This window comes from Streptomyces sp. bgisy100 (assembly GCF_057709105.1).
Map to the genome: position 1 here is coordinate 107,510 of NZ_JBYITE010000013.1, position 15,306 is coordinate 122,815.

General features: G+C 71.3%; 18 protein-coding genes. All 18 read left to right on the forward strand.

Annotation, left to right across the window (positions count from 1 at the left end):
* Positions 1 to 180 precede the first annotated feature (180 nt).
* A complete protein-coding gene (gene proS / locus AC3EQ1_RS12130; RefSeq protein WP_432094324.1) occupies positions 181 to 1,611 on the forward strand; it encodes a proline--tRNA ligase in 1,431 nt (476 codons plus the stop codon).
* Positions 1,612 to 1,880: 269 nt separating this feature from the next.
* On the forward strand, positions 1,881 to 2,471 hold the full coding sequence (locus AC3EQ1_RS12135) for a hypothetical protein (RefSeq protein WP_388850599.1): 591 nt from the start codon (positions 1,881 to 1,883) through the stop codon (positions 2,469 to 2,471).
* Positions 2,472 to 2,695: 224 nt separating this feature from the next.
* Positions 2,696 to 3,139, forward strand: coding sequence for a 30S ribosomal protein S16 (gene rpsP / locus AC3EQ1_RS12140; RefSeq protein WP_388850596.1), 444 nt, complete (start codon positions 2,696 to 2,698; stop codon positions 3,137 to 3,139).
* A 2-nt stretch (positions 3,140 to 3,141) separates the two neighbouring features.
* Positions 3,142 to 3,381: an RNA-binding protein gene (locus AC3EQ1_RS12145; protein ID WP_073726853.1), complete on the forward strand. Its 240-nt coding sequence runs from the start codon at positions 3,142 to 3,144 to the stop codon at positions 3,379 to 3,381.
* A gap of 174 nt (positions 3,382 to 3,555) precedes the next feature.
* Positions 3,556 to 4,152: a ribosome maturation factor RimM gene (gene rimM / locus AC3EQ1_RS12150; protein WP_432094325.1), complete on the forward strand. Its 597-nt coding sequence runs from the start codon at positions 3,556 to 3,558 to the stop codon at positions 4,150 to 4,152.
* Positions 4,152 to 4,970, forward strand: coding sequence for a tRNA (guanosine(37)-N1)-methyltransferase TrmD (gene trmD, locus AC3EQ1_RS12155; RefSeq protein WP_432094326.1), 819 nt, complete (start codon positions 4,152 to 4,154; stop codon positions 4,968 to 4,970). The genes rimM and trmD overlap by 1 nt, the downstream gene beginning before the upstream one ends.
* 138 nt (positions 4,971 to 5,108) lie before the next feature.
* On the forward strand, positions 5,109 to 5,456 hold the full coding sequence (rplS, locus tag AC3EQ1_RS12160) for a 50S ribosomal protein L19 (protein ID WP_351511479.1): 348 nt from the start codon (positions 5,109 to 5,111) through the stop codon (positions 5,454 to 5,456).
* A 45-nt stretch (positions 5,457 to 5,501) separates the two neighbouring features.
* Entirely contained in the window at positions 5,502 to 6,299 is a 798-nt protein-coding gene (gene lepB, locus AC3EQ1_RS12165) for a signal peptidase I (RefSeq protein ID WP_432094327.1), read from the forward strand.
* Complete coding sequence (gene lepB, locus AC3EQ1_RS12170; protein WP_432094328.1) at positions 6,292 to 7,362, forward strand: signal peptidase I; 1,071 nt, start codon at positions 6,292 to 6,294, stop codon at positions 7,360 to 7,362. Before lepB (AC3EQ1_RS12165) ends, lepB (AC3EQ1_RS12170) begins: the two co-directional genes overlap by 8 nt.
* Positions 7,301 to 8,218 (forward strand): signal peptidase I, encoded by a 918-nt coding sequence (gene lepB / locus AC3EQ1_RS12175; RefSeq protein WP_432094368.1) that lies wholly within the window; start codon positions 7,301 to 7,303, stop codon positions 8,216 to 8,218. The genes lepB (AC3EQ1_RS12170) and lepB (AC3EQ1_RS12175) overlap by 62 nt, the downstream gene beginning before the upstream one ends.
* 257 nt (positions 8,219 to 8,475) lie before the next feature.
* A complete protein-coding gene (gene lepB / locus AC3EQ1_RS12180) occupies positions 8,476 to 9,207 on the forward strand; it encodes a signal peptidase I (protein ID WP_432094329.1) in 732 nt (243 codons plus the stop codon).
* Positions 9,208 to 9,247: 40 nt separating this feature from the next.
* On the forward strand, positions 9,248 to 9,727 hold the full coding sequence (locus tag AC3EQ1_RS12185; RefSeq protein ID WP_432094330.1) for an NUDIX hydrolase: 480 nt from the start codon (positions 9,248 to 9,250) through the stop codon (positions 9,725 to 9,727).
* A gap of 54 nt (positions 9,728 to 9,781) precedes the next feature.
* Positions 9,782 to 10,108: a DUF2469 domain-containing protein gene (locus tag AC3EQ1_RS12190; protein ID WP_351511489.1), complete on the forward strand. Its 327-nt coding sequence runs from the start codon at positions 9,782 to 9,784 to the stop codon at positions 10,106 to 10,108.
* Positions 10,109 to 10,371: 263 nt separating this feature from the next.
* Positions 10,372 to 10,746, forward strand: a complete 375-nt coding sequence (locus AC3EQ1_RS12195; protein WP_432094331.1) for a YraN family protein — start codon at positions 10,372 to 10,374, stop codon at positions 10,744 to 10,746.
* On the forward strand, positions 10,747 to 12,369 hold the full coding sequence (locus AC3EQ1_RS12200; RefSeq protein WP_432094332.1) for a YifB family Mg chelatase-like AAA ATPase: 1,623 nt from the start codon (positions 10,747 to 10,749) through the stop codon (positions 12,367 to 12,369).
* Positions 12,366 to 13,535 (forward strand): DNA-processing protein DprA, encoded by a 1,170-nt coding sequence (gene dprA, locus AC3EQ1_RS12205; protein WP_432094333.1) that lies wholly within the window; start codon positions 12,366 to 12,368, stop codon positions 13,533 to 13,535. The genes AC3EQ1_RS12200 and dprA overlap by 4 nt, the downstream gene beginning before the upstream one ends.
* 241 nt (positions 13,536 to 13,776) lie before the next feature.
* A complete protein-coding gene (gene whiG / locus AC3EQ1_RS12210; protein ID WP_351511496.1) occupies positions 13,777 to 14,613 on the forward strand; it encodes an RNA polymerase sigma factor WhiG in 837 nt (278 codons plus the stop codon).
* Between the two features lie 118 nt (positions 14,614 to 14,731).
* A complete protein-coding gene (locus AC3EQ1_RS12215) occupies positions 14,732 to 15,289 on the forward strand; it encodes a TetR/AcrR family transcriptional regulator (RefSeq protein WP_432094369.1) in 558 nt (185 codons plus the stop codon).
* Positions 15,290 to 15,306: the final 17 nt, after the last annotated feature.

The window sequence follows — 15,306 nt, forward strand, 5'->3', positions numbered from 1 at the left end:
GGTTGACCCGCCCCCGTGACCGCGCTGCTCCGCTCCCCCGTATGCCAGGGAACTCCGCATCCCTTCCCGAGTCCAGGGGGCGTGCCGCAATGCTTGCGTGCCCCCTTTGTGCGCCCCCGTCGCCACCTGCGCGCCCGGCCGATTCAGCTTTCAGGGTGGCACCGCCGTACCATCTCCGCCATGGCAAAGGCTCCCGTACTCACTCCCCGGGCGGACGACTTCCCGCGCTGGTACCAGGACCTGATCAACAAGGCCGAACTGGCCGACAACGGTCCGGTGCGCGGCACCATGGTCATCCGACCGTACGGGTACGGCCTCTGGGAGCGGATGCAGCAGGAGCTGGACGCCCGGATCAAGGAGGCGGGGGCCGCCAACGCGTACTTCCCGCTCTTCATCCCGCAGTCGTACCTGACCCGCGAGGCGGAGCACGTCGAGGGTTTCGCCCCGGAGCTCGCGGTGGTCACCCACGGCGGCGGCAAGGAACTCGACGAGCCGGTCGTGGTCCGGCCCACCTCCGAGACGATCATCAACGAGTACTTCTCGAAGTGGGTGCAGAGCTACCGCGACCTCCCGCTGCTGATCAACCAGTGGGCGAACGTGGTCCGCTGGGAGATGCGCCCGCGCGTCTTCCTCCGCACCACCGAATTCCTCTGGCAGGAGGGCCACACCGCCCACGCCACCTACGAGGACGCCCGGGACTACGCCGCTCACATCCACCGCAACGTCTACGCGGACTTCATGACCGATGTCCTCGGGATCGACGTGGTGCTCGGCCGCAAGACGCCCGAGGAGCGCTTCGCCGGAGCCATCAACACCCTCACCCTCGAGGGGATGATGGGCGACGGCAAGGCCCTGCAGATGGGCACCAGCCACGAACTCGGACAGAACTTCGCCAAGGCGTTCGGCACCCGGTACCTCTCCCGGGACGGCAAGCAGGAGCTGGTCTGGCAGACCTCCTGGGGCGCCTCGACGCGGATGGTCGGCGGCCTGATCATGTCCCACGGCGACGACGACGGGCTGCGGGTGCCGCCGCGCCTGGCACCGGTCCAGGCCGTCGTCCTGGCCATCAAGGGCGACGACGCGGTGATCGCGGCGGTCCGCGAGATCGGCGACCGGCTGAAGGCCGCCGGCATCCGGGTCCGGGTCGACGACCGCACCGACACCCCGTTCGGCCGCCGGGCCGTCGACTGGGAGCTCAAGGGCGTCCCGGTCCGGATCGAGGTCGGGCCGCGTGACCTGGAGAGCGGCACCGCCGTCCTGGCCCGCCGGATCCTGGGCAAGCACAGCCCCGGCGGCAAGGAGCCGGTGCGGATCGACGAGCTGGACACCCTGCTGCCGAAGGTCCTGGAGGAGGACCAGGCGCTGCTGCTCCGGCAGTCCCGCGAGCGCCGCGAGGCCCGGACCTCCGACGTGCGCACCCTCGACGAGGCGGCCGAGGCCGCGACCGCCGGCGGCTGGGCGCGGATCCCGTGGGCCGATCTGGGCCCCGAGGGCGAGGCCCGGCTCGCCGAGCAGGCGGTGACGGTGCGCTGTCTGGTCGCCGAGGACGGGTCGGTGCCGGACTCCGACGACGCCCCCGGTACGCTCGCGATCGTCGCGCGCTCGTACTGAGCGCACGCCGGGTCCGCCGGGTCCCGGGACACCGCGCGGACCAGGGACGACGGCCCCGGAACCGCCCAGTCCCCGGGGGTGAGGAGATTCCCTACGCTTCACGGCGTACGGGATGGTACGTACCGGCTTGGTGGGAGCTGCGCAGCTCCTCCATGGATCGGCGCACCCGCCCTCGTCGCGACGCATGAGTGTGAACTGACTGGTACGTGCAAATTATTTGGGATGCCCCGGAATCGGAACACCGGGGCACTCCGGCTCGTTGTCACGACGTGAGCACGACACCACCTGTCCTCGCCGCGGAGCTGGCGCAGGCGTGGGCCGACATTCAACGGCACCACCCCGAGCTGCCGGATCTCGCCGCGCCCGAATCACTGATCGGAGAGTCCTCGTCCGCCTGTGGCGCCGAGCTCTCCTTCGAGCGGCTTCTCCACGAAGCCGTCCATGGTCTCGCCGCGGCCCGCGGGATCCGCGACACGTCGCGGGCCGGCCGCTACCACAACCGCAGATTCCTCGCGATCGCCGAGGAGATGGGGCTGGACCACTCCGAGGAGCCGCACCCCAGCAGCGGCTTCTCGCTGGTCGTTCTCAGTCCCGAGGCGCGCAAGCGCTACCGCCCGACCATCGAGCGGCTGCAGCGTGCCCTCAAGGCGCACACCGCCGCCACGGCGACCGACTCCGCCCGGAGCTTCCGCGGCCCCGCCGCACGGCACGGCTCCTCCGGGGGCGGGGTGCGGGTCAAGGCCGTGTGCGACTGCGGGCGCAATGTCCGGGTCGTTCCGTCCGTCCTGGCGCAGGCGCCGATCGTCTGCGGCGGGTGCGGCAAACCGTTCCGGATCCCCGAAGCGGCAGCGGCGGCCTGATCCACGGCGGCGTCGCCGTACGGCCCGCCGGGCTCCCGATCCTGGGCGCCCGGGGGCCGTACGGCGACGCCGCCGTGGTGTGGCAGAATGGACCGCTGAGTACTCGGCAGCCGGTCCGGACCCCTCTCTCCCTCGGCTGACGCGTCCATCGAGCACTCGGATCCCACAACCCCACGTGGCAGCCGTGCGTTCAAACACGTCATAGAGCAGGAGACACCACTCCCGTGGCAGTCAAGATCAAGCTGAAGCGCCTGGGCAAGATCCGGTCGCCGCACTACCGCATCGTCGTCGCCGACTCCCGTACCCGCCGTGACGGCCGGGCCATCGAGGAGATCGGTCTGTACCACCCGGTGCAGAACCCCTCGCGCATCGAGGTCGACTCCGAGCGTGCCCAGTACTGGCTGGGTGTCGGCGCGCAGCCGACCGAGCCGGTTCTCGCCATCCTCAAGGTCACCGGTGACTGGCAGAAGTACAAGGGTCTGCCCGCCCCGCCGCCGATGAAGGTCGCCGAGCCGAAGGCCGACAAGCGCGCCCTCTTCGAGGCCGCTGTGAAGGACTCCGGCGAGGAGCCGAAGGGTGAGGCCATCACCCCCAAGGCGAAGAAGGCCGACAAGAAGTCGGACGAGGCGGCCCCGGCTGCTGAGTCCACCGAGTCGACCGAGGCCTGAGGATGCTCGAGGAGGCCCTCGAGCACCTGGTGAAGGGCATCGTCGACAACCCCGACGAGGTGCAGGTCGCTTCGCGCACCCTGCGTCGCGGACGCGTGCTGGAGGTCCGGGTGCACCCCGACGACCTCGGCAAGGTGATCGGCCGTAACGGCCGCACCGCGCGTGCCCTGCGCACCGTCGTGGGCGCCATCGGTGGCCGTGGTATCCGCGTCGACCTCGTCGACGTGGACCAGGTCCACTGACAGGCGGTTGAACACCGGCACGGGCCGGGGAGGGTCCAGTGGACCGTCCCCGGCCTTTGTCGACTGCGACCATGCAGGCAGAACGTCAACGGCCACCATTCATGCAGAAACCTCGACGCGAGGAATCACCTCGGGAGGGGCGGCGGTCGAGCCGCGAAGAGGAGTGAACCGACAGTGCAGCTGGTAGTCGCGCGAATCGGCCGGGCCCACGGCATCAAGGGCGAGGTCACCGTCGAGGTGCGCACGGACGAGCCGGAGCTGCGGCTGGGTCCCGGCGCGGTCCTGGCCACGGACCCGGCCTCGGTCGGACCGCTGACCATCGAGACGGGCCGGGTGCACAGCGGCCGGCTGCTGCTGCGGTTCGCGGGCGTGGCCGACCGGACCGCCGCCGAGGCGCTGCGGAACACCCTGCTCATCGCTGAGATCGACCCCGAGGAGGTCCCCGAGGACCCCGAGGAGTACTACGACCACCAGCTGATGGACCTCGACGTGGTCACCGTCGACGGGACCGAGGTCGGCCGGATCGCCGAGATCTCCCATCTGCCCTACCAGGACCTGCTGATCGTGCGGCGTCCGGACGGCAGCGAGGTGATGGTGCCGTTCGTCGCCGAGATCGTCCCCGAGATCGACCTGGAGGAGCAGCGGGCGGTCATCGACCCGCCGCCGGGTCTGATCGACGGCGCCGAGGCCGAGGTGGCGAGCGGCCGTTCCGAGCAGGCCGACGGTCCCGGCCGGGCGGAGGAGCAGCGCAAGACGGAGGACGGCGGCTGATGCGCATCGACGTCGTCACCATCTTCCCCGAGTACCTGGAGCCGCTGAACGTCTCGCTCGTGGGCAAGGCGCGCGCCCGCGGACAGCTGGACGTCCGGGTCCACGACCTGCGGGAGTGGACGCACGACCGCCACAACACCGTCGACGACACCCCCTACGGCGGCGGCCCCGGCATGGTCATGAAGCCCGACCCCTGGGGCGAGGCGCTGGACGCGGTCATCGAGTCCGGGGAGTCCGGGGCCGGTGCGCCGGTGCTCGTCGTCCCGACCCCCAGCGGCCGCCCGTTCACCCAGGAGCTGGCCGTCGAGCTCTCCGAGCGGCCCTGGCTGGTGTTCACCCCGGCCCGCTACGAGGGCATCGACCGGCGGGTGATCGAGGAGTACGGCGAGAAGCTCGAGGTCCACGAGGTGTCCATCGGGGACTACGTGCTCGCCGGCGGCGAGGCGGCCGTGCTGGTGATCACCGAGGCGGTCGCCCGGCTGCTGCCCGGCGTCCTCGGCAACGCCGCGTCGCACGCGGACGACTCCTTCGCCCCGGGCGCGATGGCCGACCTCCTGGAGGGCCCGGTCTACACCAAGCCCCCTGAGTGGCGCGGCCGGGGCATCCCGGAGGTGCTGGTCAGCGGGCACCACGGCAGGATCGCCCGGTGGCGGCGCGACGAGGCGTTCCGCCGGACCACCCGCAACCGGCCCGACCTGATCGAGCGTTGCGACCCCGCCGCGCTCGACAAGCACGACCGGCGCATCCTGGCCGAGCTCGGCTGGGAGGAGGGGGCGGACGGCCGATTTTGGCGGGCGCCCGGGGCCGTGGAAGAATGAGCCGTTGCTGTGTCCGGCGTGCGCCCCTGCCACAGGGGGAACGACGTCCGCCCGCCGCAGCGCCATCTTCGATGGCATCCGGAACTCATCTCGTATTCCGCTGATGACCTGTGGCATCAGCGAAGAAAGCAGACGGTCATGCACCTTCTCGACAGCGTCGACTCCGCCTCGCTGCGCACCGACGTCCCGGCCTTCCGCCCCGGCGACACCGTGAACGTTCACGTGCGCGTCATCGAGGGCAACCGCTCCCGTGTCCAGCAGTTCAAGGGCGTGGTCATCCGTCGCCAGGGCGCCGGTGTCCGGGAGACCTTCACCGTCCGCAAGGTGAGCTTCAGCGTCGGCGTCGAGCGCACCTTCCCGGTGCACACCCCGATCGTCGAGAAGATCGAGGTCGTCACCCGCGGTGACGTGCGTCGCGCCAAGCTCTACTACCTGCGTGAGCTGCGCGGCAAGGCCGCGAAGATCAAGGAGAAGCGCGAGCGCTGAGCTCCTTTCGGCCGTCCGGGCCGGGCCGGATAAGCTCTGGCCCCGATGGACACCGACGCACAACTCGCGGAGCGCGACCGCTCTTCAGCCCCTGACGGGGCTGAACGGAGGTCGCGCTCCCTGCGTATTCCGGGGCAGGAGTGGTGGAGCGGGCTCTCCCGGCGCAGCCCTGTGCGGCGCGCGGCGCTGGCGGGGTGCCTCTGCACTGCCGTTCTGATGCTGCTCAGCGCCTATGTCGTCCAGCCCTTCCTGATCCCGAGCAGCTCGATGGAGAACACGCTGCGGGTCGGGGACCGGGTGATGGTGAACAAGCTGGCATACCGTTTCGGGGACGATCCGCAGCGCGGGGACGTTGTGGTCTTCGACGGCACCGGATCGTTCGTCCAGGGGGGACCGCCCGGGAATCCGGTGACCGCACTGCTGCGGAAGGGTGCCGCTGCGGTGGGCCTGGCTCAGCCGGCCGAGACCGACTACGTCAAGCGCGTGGTCGGGGTCGGGGGAGACCGGGTCATCTGCTGCGACCGGCGGGGGAGGATCACAGTGAACGGCCAGGCCGTGGACGAGGACTACCTGTATCCGGGGGACTCCCCCTCACAGGTGCCCTTCGACATCGTGGTGCCGGAAGGGCGGCTGTGGATGATGGGGGACCACCGCAGCGCCTCCCGCGACTCCCGCGACCACCTCGGCGAACCCGGCGGCGGTGTGGTTCCGGTCGACCGCGTGATCGGCAGAGCGGACTGGATCGGCTGGCCCCGTGGCCACTGGGCCTCCCTGGACCGGCCGGACGCCTTCGACCGGGTACCGGACCCCGCCGCGCACGGGACGGCCGGCGCCCATGGGTAGCCGCGGGCGGCCGCGGACGGGCCAGCACCGCATGGACACTCGTCTGCCGACGGGTGAGCGTCCCACCACCGGCCGGGTGACACCCGGCCGGGCCGAGCGTCGCAAGGCGGCGCTGCGGGTCAAGCGCAGGCGCCGGCTCTCCGCGACCAAGGAGGTGCCGCTCCTCATAGGGGTGGCCCTGGCCATCGCGCTGGTGCTCAAGACCTTCCTGGTCCAGGCGTTCGTGATCCCCTCGGGCTCGATGGAGCAGACGATCCGGATCAGCGACCGGGTCCTGGTGGACAAGCTCACCCCGTGGTTCGGCTCGAAGCCGCAGCGCGGGGACGTCGTGGTGTTCAAGGACCCGGGCGGCTGGCTGGAGAAGGAGAAGACCCCCATCAGCGACGACCCGGTGGTGATCAAGCAGGGCAAGGACCTGCTGACGTTCATCGGGCTGCTGCCGTCGGAGGACGAGCAGGACCTCATCAAGCGCGTCGTCGCGGTGGGCGGGGACACCGTCAAGTGCTGCGGCAGGGACGGCAAGGTCATGGTCAACGGCAAGCCGCTCGACGAGCCCTACATCAACCCCGGGAACAGTCCCTCGGACATGAAGTTCTCGGTCACGGTGCCGCCCGGCCGGATCTTCGTCATGGGGGACCACCGGGCGAACTCCGCCGACTCCCGCTTCCACTTGGACGAGCCCGGCAGCGGCACGGTCGCCGAGGACCTCGTGGTCGGCCGGGCCGTGGTCATCGCCTGGCCGTTCGGCCATATGCGGCGTCTCGAGGAACCGGAGACGTATGCCTCCGTGCCCCAAGCGCGTGGCGCGACGACAGCGGCGGGTGCTCCACCGCCTAGGGTGTCCTACGGGACCGGGGCCGAAAGGCCTGGTGAGTCCCCCGGAATGCAAGGAACGATCCAACTCCCGACCCCTGCGGAACTCCCGCTCGTTATGGGAGTGGTGGGCCTGCACCGCGTACGGGACAGGCGGCAGCGTGGAGTGAGGAGTGGATGTGGGGGATTTGGCGGTCGGCGCACGATCCGGTCACGAAGGGCCCGAAGAACGCCCGGAGGAGCGGCCTGAGGAGGCCCCCGAGCGGCCCGGAGCGGAGGGGGAGGAGGGCGGCAGCCGCGTGAAGCAGCAGCAGAAGCAGCGCTCCTTCTGGAAGGAGCTGCCGATCCTCATCGGGATCGCCCTGCTGCTCGCCCTCCTGATCAAGACCTTCCTGGTGCAGGCCTTCTCGATCCCCTCGGACTCGATGCAGGACACGCTGCAGAGGGGCGACCGGGTGCTGGTGGACAAGCTCACCCCGTGGTTCGGTTCGGAGCCGGAGCGCGGTGAGGTCGTGGTCTTCCACGACCCGGGCGGCAAGTGGCTCGGCGAGATGCCGCAGACGGACTCCGGTCCCGTCGCCGAGGGCATCCAGGCCTTTTTCAGCTTCATCGGCCTCATGCCGTCCGCCGAGGAGAAGGACCTGATCAAGCGGGTGATCGCGGTCGGCGGGGACACCGTCGAGTGCAAGGGCGGGAACCAGCCGGTCAAGGTCAACGGCAAGAAGCTCGACGAGCCGTACCTCTACCCGGGGAACACGCCCTGCGGCGACAAGCCGTTCGGTCCGATCAAGGTGCCCGAGGGCCGTATCTGGGTCATGGGGGACCACCGTCAGAACTCCCTCGACTCGCGTTACCACCAGAACCTGCCGGGCAACGGCACGGTCGCGAACAGCGACGTCGTCGGGCGCGCGATCGTGGTGGCCTGGCCGATCAGCCGCTGGAGCACGCTGCCGGTGCCGGACACCTTCGACCAGCCCGGGCTGAACGCGGCGGGCGCCGCGGCGCCCGCGGTCCTCGGGCTGGCCGGCGCGGTGCCGCTGGTGCTGTGGCGCCGTCGGCGTCTGATCGCCAAGGGCATGGTGGACAAGCCGCTGGAGCGGTTCTGACCTCTCCGCCCCCGGCCGGCCCTCCGGGCCACTTCCGCGATCCGGCCGGGTCGCCGAGCGCTGTTCCCGAGCGGCACCGGCACGCTCCGGTCACTCCGGACGGAATCCCGGTCGGTTCCGGAAATTCCCTGATCACGCCCGGTGAGGTGGTGGCCGGACGGGGACGGCCGGGACCGAGGAAGGCGACGCGGGGCGGCTGACGGCGCCGATACCGCCGGGTAGGGTGCGGTCCCAGATCTTCGAGGCGAGGAGCTGGGATGAGCGAGGCACGACGTACGGATGACGGCCGCGGCCGGCTGGGCAGTGTGCTGTCCGGACTGGCCGTGGCCGTCGGCTGTGTGCTCTTCCTCGGCGGGTTCGTGTGGGGCGCGGTGCTCTACAAGCCGTACACGGTGCCGACCGACTCCATGGCACCGACCGTGGCCCCCGGAGCCCGGGTGCTCGCCCAGCGCGTCGACGGCGGCGAGGTACGGCGCGGCGACGTGGTCGTCTTCCGGGACGCGGTGTGGGGCGACATGCCCATGGTCAAGCGCGTGGTCGGAATCGGCGGCGACAAGGTCGGCTGCTGCGACGCGCAGGGCCGGCTGACCGTGAACGGCGAGCCGGTCGACGAGGCCTATCTCTCCGGCAAGGACGCCTCCTACGAGAAGTTCCAGGCCACCGTGCCCCGGGGGAAGCTGTTCCTGCTGGGCGACAACCGGCACGCCTCCGTGGACTCGCGCGAGCACCTGGCCGACGCGGAGCACGGATCGGTGCCGCGGAGCGCGGTGGACGCCCGGGTGGACGGCACCGTGTGGCCGTCGGAGGGCTTCGGGATGCTCGCCCGGCCGGAGGGCTTCGCGAAGCTGCCCGGCGGGATCTCGCAGCCGGGGCCCATGACGCTGCTGGTCACCGCAGTGGTGTCCGGCGCCGTACTGATCCTCGGCGGAGCGGCCTACGGGCCCCTCGCCCGCCGTCTGGGGCGGGAGAAGGTTCCGGCGGGCGTCTGACGGGCGGAGACTCGACAGCAAGGGACGGAGGCCCGACACCATGGAGCGCACGGTCGCCCGCGTCGTCCTGCTCGACCCCGACGAGCGGATTCTGCTGCTGCACGGCTTCGAACCCGCCGACCCCGCATCCACCTGGTGGTTCACACCGGGCGGCGGGGTCGAGGAGGGCGAGAGCCTGGAGCAGGCGGCACGCCGGGAGCTGGCCGAGGAGACCGGGATCTCCGAGGTACGGCTCGGGCCGCTGCTGTGGCGGCGCAGCTGCTCCTTCCCGTTCGACGGGCGACGCTGGGACCAGAACGAGTGGTACTACCTCGGCCGTACCGTACGGACACGGACCGACACGGGTGGTCACACGGACCTGGAAAGGCGCAGCGTACGGGGCCTGCGATGGTGGACATCGGAGGAACTGTCCGCGACGCGTGAGACGGTGTATCCGACCAGACTCGCCGAGCTGCTCCGGACGCTGCTCGACGAGGGTCCCCCGAGCACGCCCGAGGTCCTGGCCGCAGAAGTCGTCTAGGGCCCGTGGAACTGACGCACAATAGGGGGACGCACGGCTGAAGGGGAACATGCCATGAGCGCCGAGGACCTCGAGAAGTACGAGACCGAGATGGAGCTGAAGCTCTACCGGGAGTACCGCGATGTCGTCGGTCTGTTCAAATACGTGATCGAGACCGAGCGGCGCTTCTACCTCACCAATGACTACGAGATGCAGGTGCACTCGGTGCAGGGCGAGGTGTTCTTCGAGGTGTCGATGGCGGATGCCTGGGTGTGGGACATGTACCGCCCGGCGCGGTTCGTCAAGCAGGTGCGGGTGCTCACGTTCAAGGACGTGAACATCGAGGAGCTCAACAAGGCCGACCTCGACCTGCCCTCCGGGGAGTCGGGCTTCAACGGCTGAGAAGCGGCTGGTGCGGGCCCGTGTGGGCCCGCCGGGCGGGCTGCTTGGTTGCGCCGGGTGATGCGGCCTCGGCGGCGGGGTGATCGCGGCGGTGTTTCCGTGGACCAGGGTGGCACCGGGGCCTGCGCCGGTGTCGGGGCAGGCGGGCCGGTCACTCGATCGAGTGGCCGCGTTGTCCACAGTCACCGTGCTGTCCACAGATCTCGACCATGATCCCCGAGAATCCCGCCCTTCCGTCACAGTCGGTGACGGAGGTGGTACTCATGAACGCACGAGGAGCGCTCGGCCGCTACGGGGAGGACCTGGCGGCGCGGAAGCTGGCCCTGGCCGGCATGACGGTCCTGGAGCGCAACTGGCGCTGCCGGGAGGGCGAGATCGACATCGTGGCCACGGACCGTGACGCGCTGGTGGTGTGCGAGGTCAAGACCCGCCGCGCCGGTCACTACGAGCACCCGATGGCGGCGGTGACACGGCGCAAGTCCGAGCGGCTCCGCCGGCTGGCCTCCCGCTGGCTCGCCGAGTGCTGGCTGGAGCGGCACGGCGGGGTGCCGCCGGGAGGGGTGCGCATCGATCTCGTCGGTGTGCTGCTGCCACTGCGTGGCGCTCCGGTCGTGGAGCACGTGCGGGGGGTGGCCTGAGTGGTCTTCGCCCGTACGTGCTCGGTGGCCCTCGTCGGAGTCGAGGGCGTCGTCGTCGAGGTCCAGGCCGACCTCGAACCGGGGGTCGCGGCCTTCGCCCTCGTGGGGCTGCCGGACAAGAGCCTCGTGGAGAGCCGCGACCGGGTGCGTGCCGCGGTGGTGAACTCGGGCGCGGACTGGCCGCAGAAGAAGCTCACCGTGGGGCTCAGTCCGGCGTCGGTGCCCAAGGCCGGCAGCGGCTTCGACCTGGCGGTGGCCTGTGCCGTGCTGGCGGCCTCGGAGCGGATCGACCCGCGGGAGATCGCGGACCTGGTGATGGTCGGGGAACTCGGTCTCGACGGGCGGGTGCGCCCCGTGCGAGGCGTGCTGCCCTCGGTGCTCGCGGCGGCTGAGGCCGGATACCGCCAGGTCGTGGTTCCCGAGCGGACGGCCGCGGAGGCGTCCCTCGTGCCCGGCGTCTCGGTGCTCGGGGTCCGCAGTCTGCGCCAGCTCATCGCGGTGCTCGCAGACGAGCCGGTCCCGGAGGAAGAAGCCCCTCCGGAGGAGGGACGGCCGGACCCGATGCTGGCCGGGCTCACGGTGCCGGGCGCGGGCACCGGGGCGGGCCTCCTCACCGGATCCTCCGACGACGGCCCGCTGCCGGATCTGGCGGCCGTCGCGGGCCAGCAGGGAGCCCGGTCGGCCCTGGAGGTGGCAGCGGCGGGCGGCCACCACCTCTACCTGAAGGGACCGCCGGGCGCCGGCAAGACCATGCTGGCCGAACGGCTCCCCTCGCTGCTGCCGCCGCTCACCCGGCAGGAGTCGCTGGAGGTCACCGCGGTGCACTCGGTGGCGGGCCTGCTGCCGCCGGGGAAGCCGCTGCTGACCGTCCCGCCGTACTGTGCCCCGCACCATTCGGCGACGATGCCGTCGCTGGTGGGCGGCGGCAACGGGGTGCCGAGACCCGGCGCCGTCTCGCTGTCGCACCGGGGCGTGCTGTTCCTCGACGAGGCCCCGGAGTTCAGCGGCCGCGCGCTCGACGCCCTGCGGCAGCCCCTGGAGTCGGGGCAGGTGGTGGTGGCGCGCAGCGCCGGAGTGGTGCGGTTGCCGGCCCGGTTCCTCCTCGTCCTCGCCGCGAACCCCTGCCCCTGTGGCCGCCATGCCCTGCGTGGCCGGGGATGCGACTGTCCTCCCGCGGTGGTGCGCCGCTATCAGTCACGGCTGTCGGGGCCGCTGATGGACCGGGTGGATCTGCAGGTGGACGTCGAGCCCGTGAGCCGGGCCGAGCTGGCCGGCGGGGTCCGGCCCGGCGAGTCCAGCGCCGCCGTCACCGGCCGGGTGCGCGAGGCAAGGGAACGCTCCGCCACGCGGCTGTCGGGCACCCCCTGGCGCATCAACGGGGACGTGCCCGGGCACGAACTGCGGACCCGCTGGCAGCCCGCGGCAGGGGCCATGGCGGCGGCCGAGCGGGACATGGAGCGCGGGCTGCTCACGGCGCGCGGTCTCGACCGTGTTCTGCGGGTCGCGTGGACCGTCGCCGATCTGGCCGGGCGGGACCGCCCCACCGCTCCGGACGTGGCGCATGCCCTGCAATTGCGGACCGGTGTCAGCCGCGGCGCGGTCCTCACCGGCGGGGCGCGGTGAGCGCGGCCGCCGGGCGGGACGGCCCGGCGGAGCAGCGACTGGCCCGTGCGGCGCTCACCAGGATCGTCGAACCCGGCGACGAGCTGGTCGGGGCCTGGCTGAGGGACACCGGACCGGTCGATGTGCTGGAGATGCTGAGGGGGTCCGGCAAGCCTCCGTCGTCGGTCGGTGCGGCGCGCCGGGCCGGTTACCGCCTGCGGGCCGAACGGCTCGACCCACAGGCGGATCTCGCCGCGGCGGAGGCGGCCGGCGCCCGGTTCCTCTGCCCCGGTGAGCCGGAGTGGCCCCAGCAGCTGGACGACCTCGGGGACGCCCGTCCGGTCGGGCTGTGGGTACGGGGCCGGCCCTCCCTGCGGATCTGGGCGCTCAAGTCCGTCGCCGTCGTCGGGGCGCGGGCCTGCACCGAGTACGGCGCCCATGTCGCAGCCACCCTCGGCGCGGGGCTCGCCGAAGCCGGATGGACCGTGGTGTCCGGCGGCGCGTACGGCGTCGACGGCGCCGTCCACCGGGGTGCTCTCGCGGGCGGCGGTGCCACCATCGGGGTGCTCGCCTGCGGGGTGGACGTCGCCTATCCGCGCGGGCACACCGAGTTGCTCGGCAGGATCGCGGAACAGGGCCTGCTGGTCGCCGAATTACCACCGGGCGCGCACCCCACCCGCAGCCGGTTCGTGCTGCGCAACCGGGTGATCGCCGCCCTGACCCGGGGCACGGTCGTCGTCGAGGCGCAGTACCGCAGCGGATCCCTGGTGACGGCGCGGCGCGCGCAGCAGCTGGGCAGGGTGGCGATGGGAGTGCCGGGTGCCGTGACGTCGGGCCTCTCGGCAGGGGTCCACGAACTTCTGAGAGGCGGTGCCGAGCTGGTCACCGACACCGCCGAGGTGGTCGAACTCATCGGGAGCATCGGCGAGCTGGCGCCCGAGCGACGGGGGCCCCTCGTCGCGCGGGACCTGCTGGATCCCACGGCCACCAGAGTGCTCGACGCGCTGCCGGCCCGGGCGAGTGCCGACGTGCCGAGGATCGCCCGGGATGCAGGTACCGGATATGACGAAGCATTGGCAAGGCTGTGCGAACTGCAGTCACTGGGGTTCGTCGAACGGCACGGCGAACGATGGCAGTTGCCCGGCTCTCCCGGGGCCACCGCCGGTACCCCGCGAGGCGGTCCTTGACCTGCGGCGATCGGGTGACAGGGTTGGGCCGATGACCCCAACAGCCGACTTTGTGTTCTGTGCACGGCCGACACCTGCCGGCACAGGCGTAACTCCCAGGAGCGGCCCGGGAACGTATCTGCGCAAGCATGAACCAGCTCTCTTCGCACTCTGCGACGCTTCAGTCACGCTACGCTCACAAGCGTTCCGACCAAGACATACGTCCTCACTCCTGTGACGGCAGAACGGCTCAAGGCGACGAATGCCCCAGCACACCTCCGGGTCTGACCGTGCGGCAGTGCCACCCGCGGCCCGCGGCAGCGTGCGTCCCGCCGCCCCCTCGTCGCTCGACGAACTGTGGCGGTCGTACAAGGCCACGGCCGACATCAGGCTGCGGGAACAGCTGATCCTGCACTACTCACCCCTGGTGAAGTACGTGGCCGGCCGCGTCAGCGTCGGCCTGCCCCCCAATGTCGAGCAGGCCGATTTCGTGTCGTCCGGAGTCTTCGGGCTCATCGACGCGATCGAGAAGTTCGATCCGGACCGGTCCATCAAGTTCGAGACCTACGCGATCACGCGCATCCGTGGCGCGATGATCGACGAACTGCGCGCGCTCGACTGGATCCCCCGTTCGGTCCGGCAGAAGGCACGGGCCGTGGAGCGCGCCTACGCGACTCTGGAGGCGGCGCTGCGCCGCACGCCGTCCGAGGCGGAGGTCGCCGCGGAGATGGGCATCGGACTCGACGAACTGCACAACGTCTTCAGTCAGTTGTCGCTCGCCAACGTGGTGGCGCTGGAGGAACTGCTGCACTCCGGCGGCGAGGGCGGTGACCGGCTCAGCCTGATGGACACCCTGGAGGACACCGCGGCGGACAACCCCGTCGAGGTGGCCGAGGACCGGGAACTGCGCCGGCTGCTGGCACGGGCCATCAACACCCTCCCGGACCGGGAGAAGACCGTCGTCACCCTCTACTACTACGAGGGGCTCACCCTTGCGGAGATCGGGCAGGTCCTGGGGGTGACGGAGAGCCGGGTCAGTCAGATCCACACCAAGTCGGTCCTGCAGCTGAGGGCCAAGCTGGCCGACGTGGCTCGCTGAATCGTCTCTTCGTGAACGATGAATTACTTCTGAGTGCGGGCGGTCTTCGTGGTGTGGAGTGCGGCGCCCGACGTGCCGTCCGTAGAGTGGTGGGGTGCCCAGGATTCGAGCGGCCTCGGTGGCCGAGCACCGGACCATGCAGCGCGGCGCCCTGCTGGACGCCGCCCGATCCCTCCTGTCCGAAGGCGGTACGGAGGCGTTGACCTTCCCCGCCCTCGCCGAGCGCACCGGGCTCGCGCGGTCGTCCGTCTATGAGTACTTCCGCTCCCGTGCGGCCGTCGTCGAAGAGCTCTGCGCGGTCGACTTCCCGGTCTGGGCGGCGGAGGTCGAGGCCGCCATGGAGCGGGCCGACACGGCCGAGGGGAAGATCGAGGCGTACGTCCGGCAGCAGCTCGCCCTCGTCGGGGACCGGCGGCACCGCGCGGTCGTCGCGATCTCCGCGGGAGAACTGGACGCCGGCGCCCGGGAGAAGATCCGCGCCGCTCACGGCGGGCTGATCGCCATGATCGTCGAGGCTCTCGGTGAGCTCGGACAGGGGCAGCCGCGCCTGGCCGCGATGCTGCTGCAAGGCGTCGTCGACGCGGCTGTCCGGCGGATCGAGCTCGGCGCGGCCGAGGACCCGGAACAGATCACCGAGGCCGCGGTGGCGATGGCACTGCGTGGGGTCAAGGGCTGACGGCCGCCCCAAAGGTG

What these genes read in the sequence shown, in the direction of transcription:
- proS (WP_432094324.1), top strand. Translation starts at nt 181, where the DNA reads ATGGCAAAGGCTCCCGTACTCACTCCCCGGGCGGACGACTTCCCGCGC.
- AC3EQ1_RS12145 (WP_073726853.1), top strand. Translation starts at nt 3,142, where the DNA reads ATGCTCGAGGAGGCCCTCGAGCACCTGGTGAAGGGCATCGTCGACAAC.
- trmD (WP_432094326.1), top strand. Translation starts at nt 4,152, where the DNA reads ATGCGCATCGACGTCGTCACCATCTTCCCCGAGTACCTGGAGCCGCTG.
- rplS (WP_351511479.1), top strand. Translation starts at nt 5,109, where the DNA reads ATGCACCTTCTCGACAGCGTCGACTCCGCCTCGCTGCGCACCGACGTC.
- lepB (WP_432094327.1), top strand. Translation starts at nt 5,502, where the DNA reads ATGGACACCGACGCACAACTCGCGGAGCGCGACCGCTCTTCAGCCCCT.
- lepB (WP_432094328.1), top strand. Translation starts at nt 6,292, where the DNA reads ATGGGTAGCCGCGGGCGGCCGCGGACGGGCCAGCACCGCATGGACACT.
- lepB (WP_432094329.1), top strand. Translation starts at nt 8,476, where the DNA reads ATGAGCGAGGCACGACGTACGGATGACGGCCGCGGCCGGCTGGGCAGT.
- AC3EQ1_RS12185 (WP_432094330.1), top strand. Translation starts at nt 9,248, where the DNA reads ATGGAGCGCACGGTCGCCCGCGTCGTCCTGCTCGACCCCGACGAGCGG.
- AC3EQ1_RS12190 (WP_351511489.1), top strand. Translation starts at nt 9,782, where the DNA reads ATGAGCGCCGAGGACCTCGAGAAGTACGAGACCGAGATGGAGCTGAAG.
- AC3EQ1_RS12195 (WP_432094331.1), top strand. Translation starts at nt 10,372, where the DNA reads ATGAACGCACGAGGAGCGCTCGGCCGCTACGGGGAGGACCTGGCGGCG.
- whiG (WP_351511496.1), top strand. Translation starts at nt 13,777, where the DNA reads ATGCCCCAGCACACCTCCGGGTCTGACCGTGCGGCAGTGCCACCCGCG.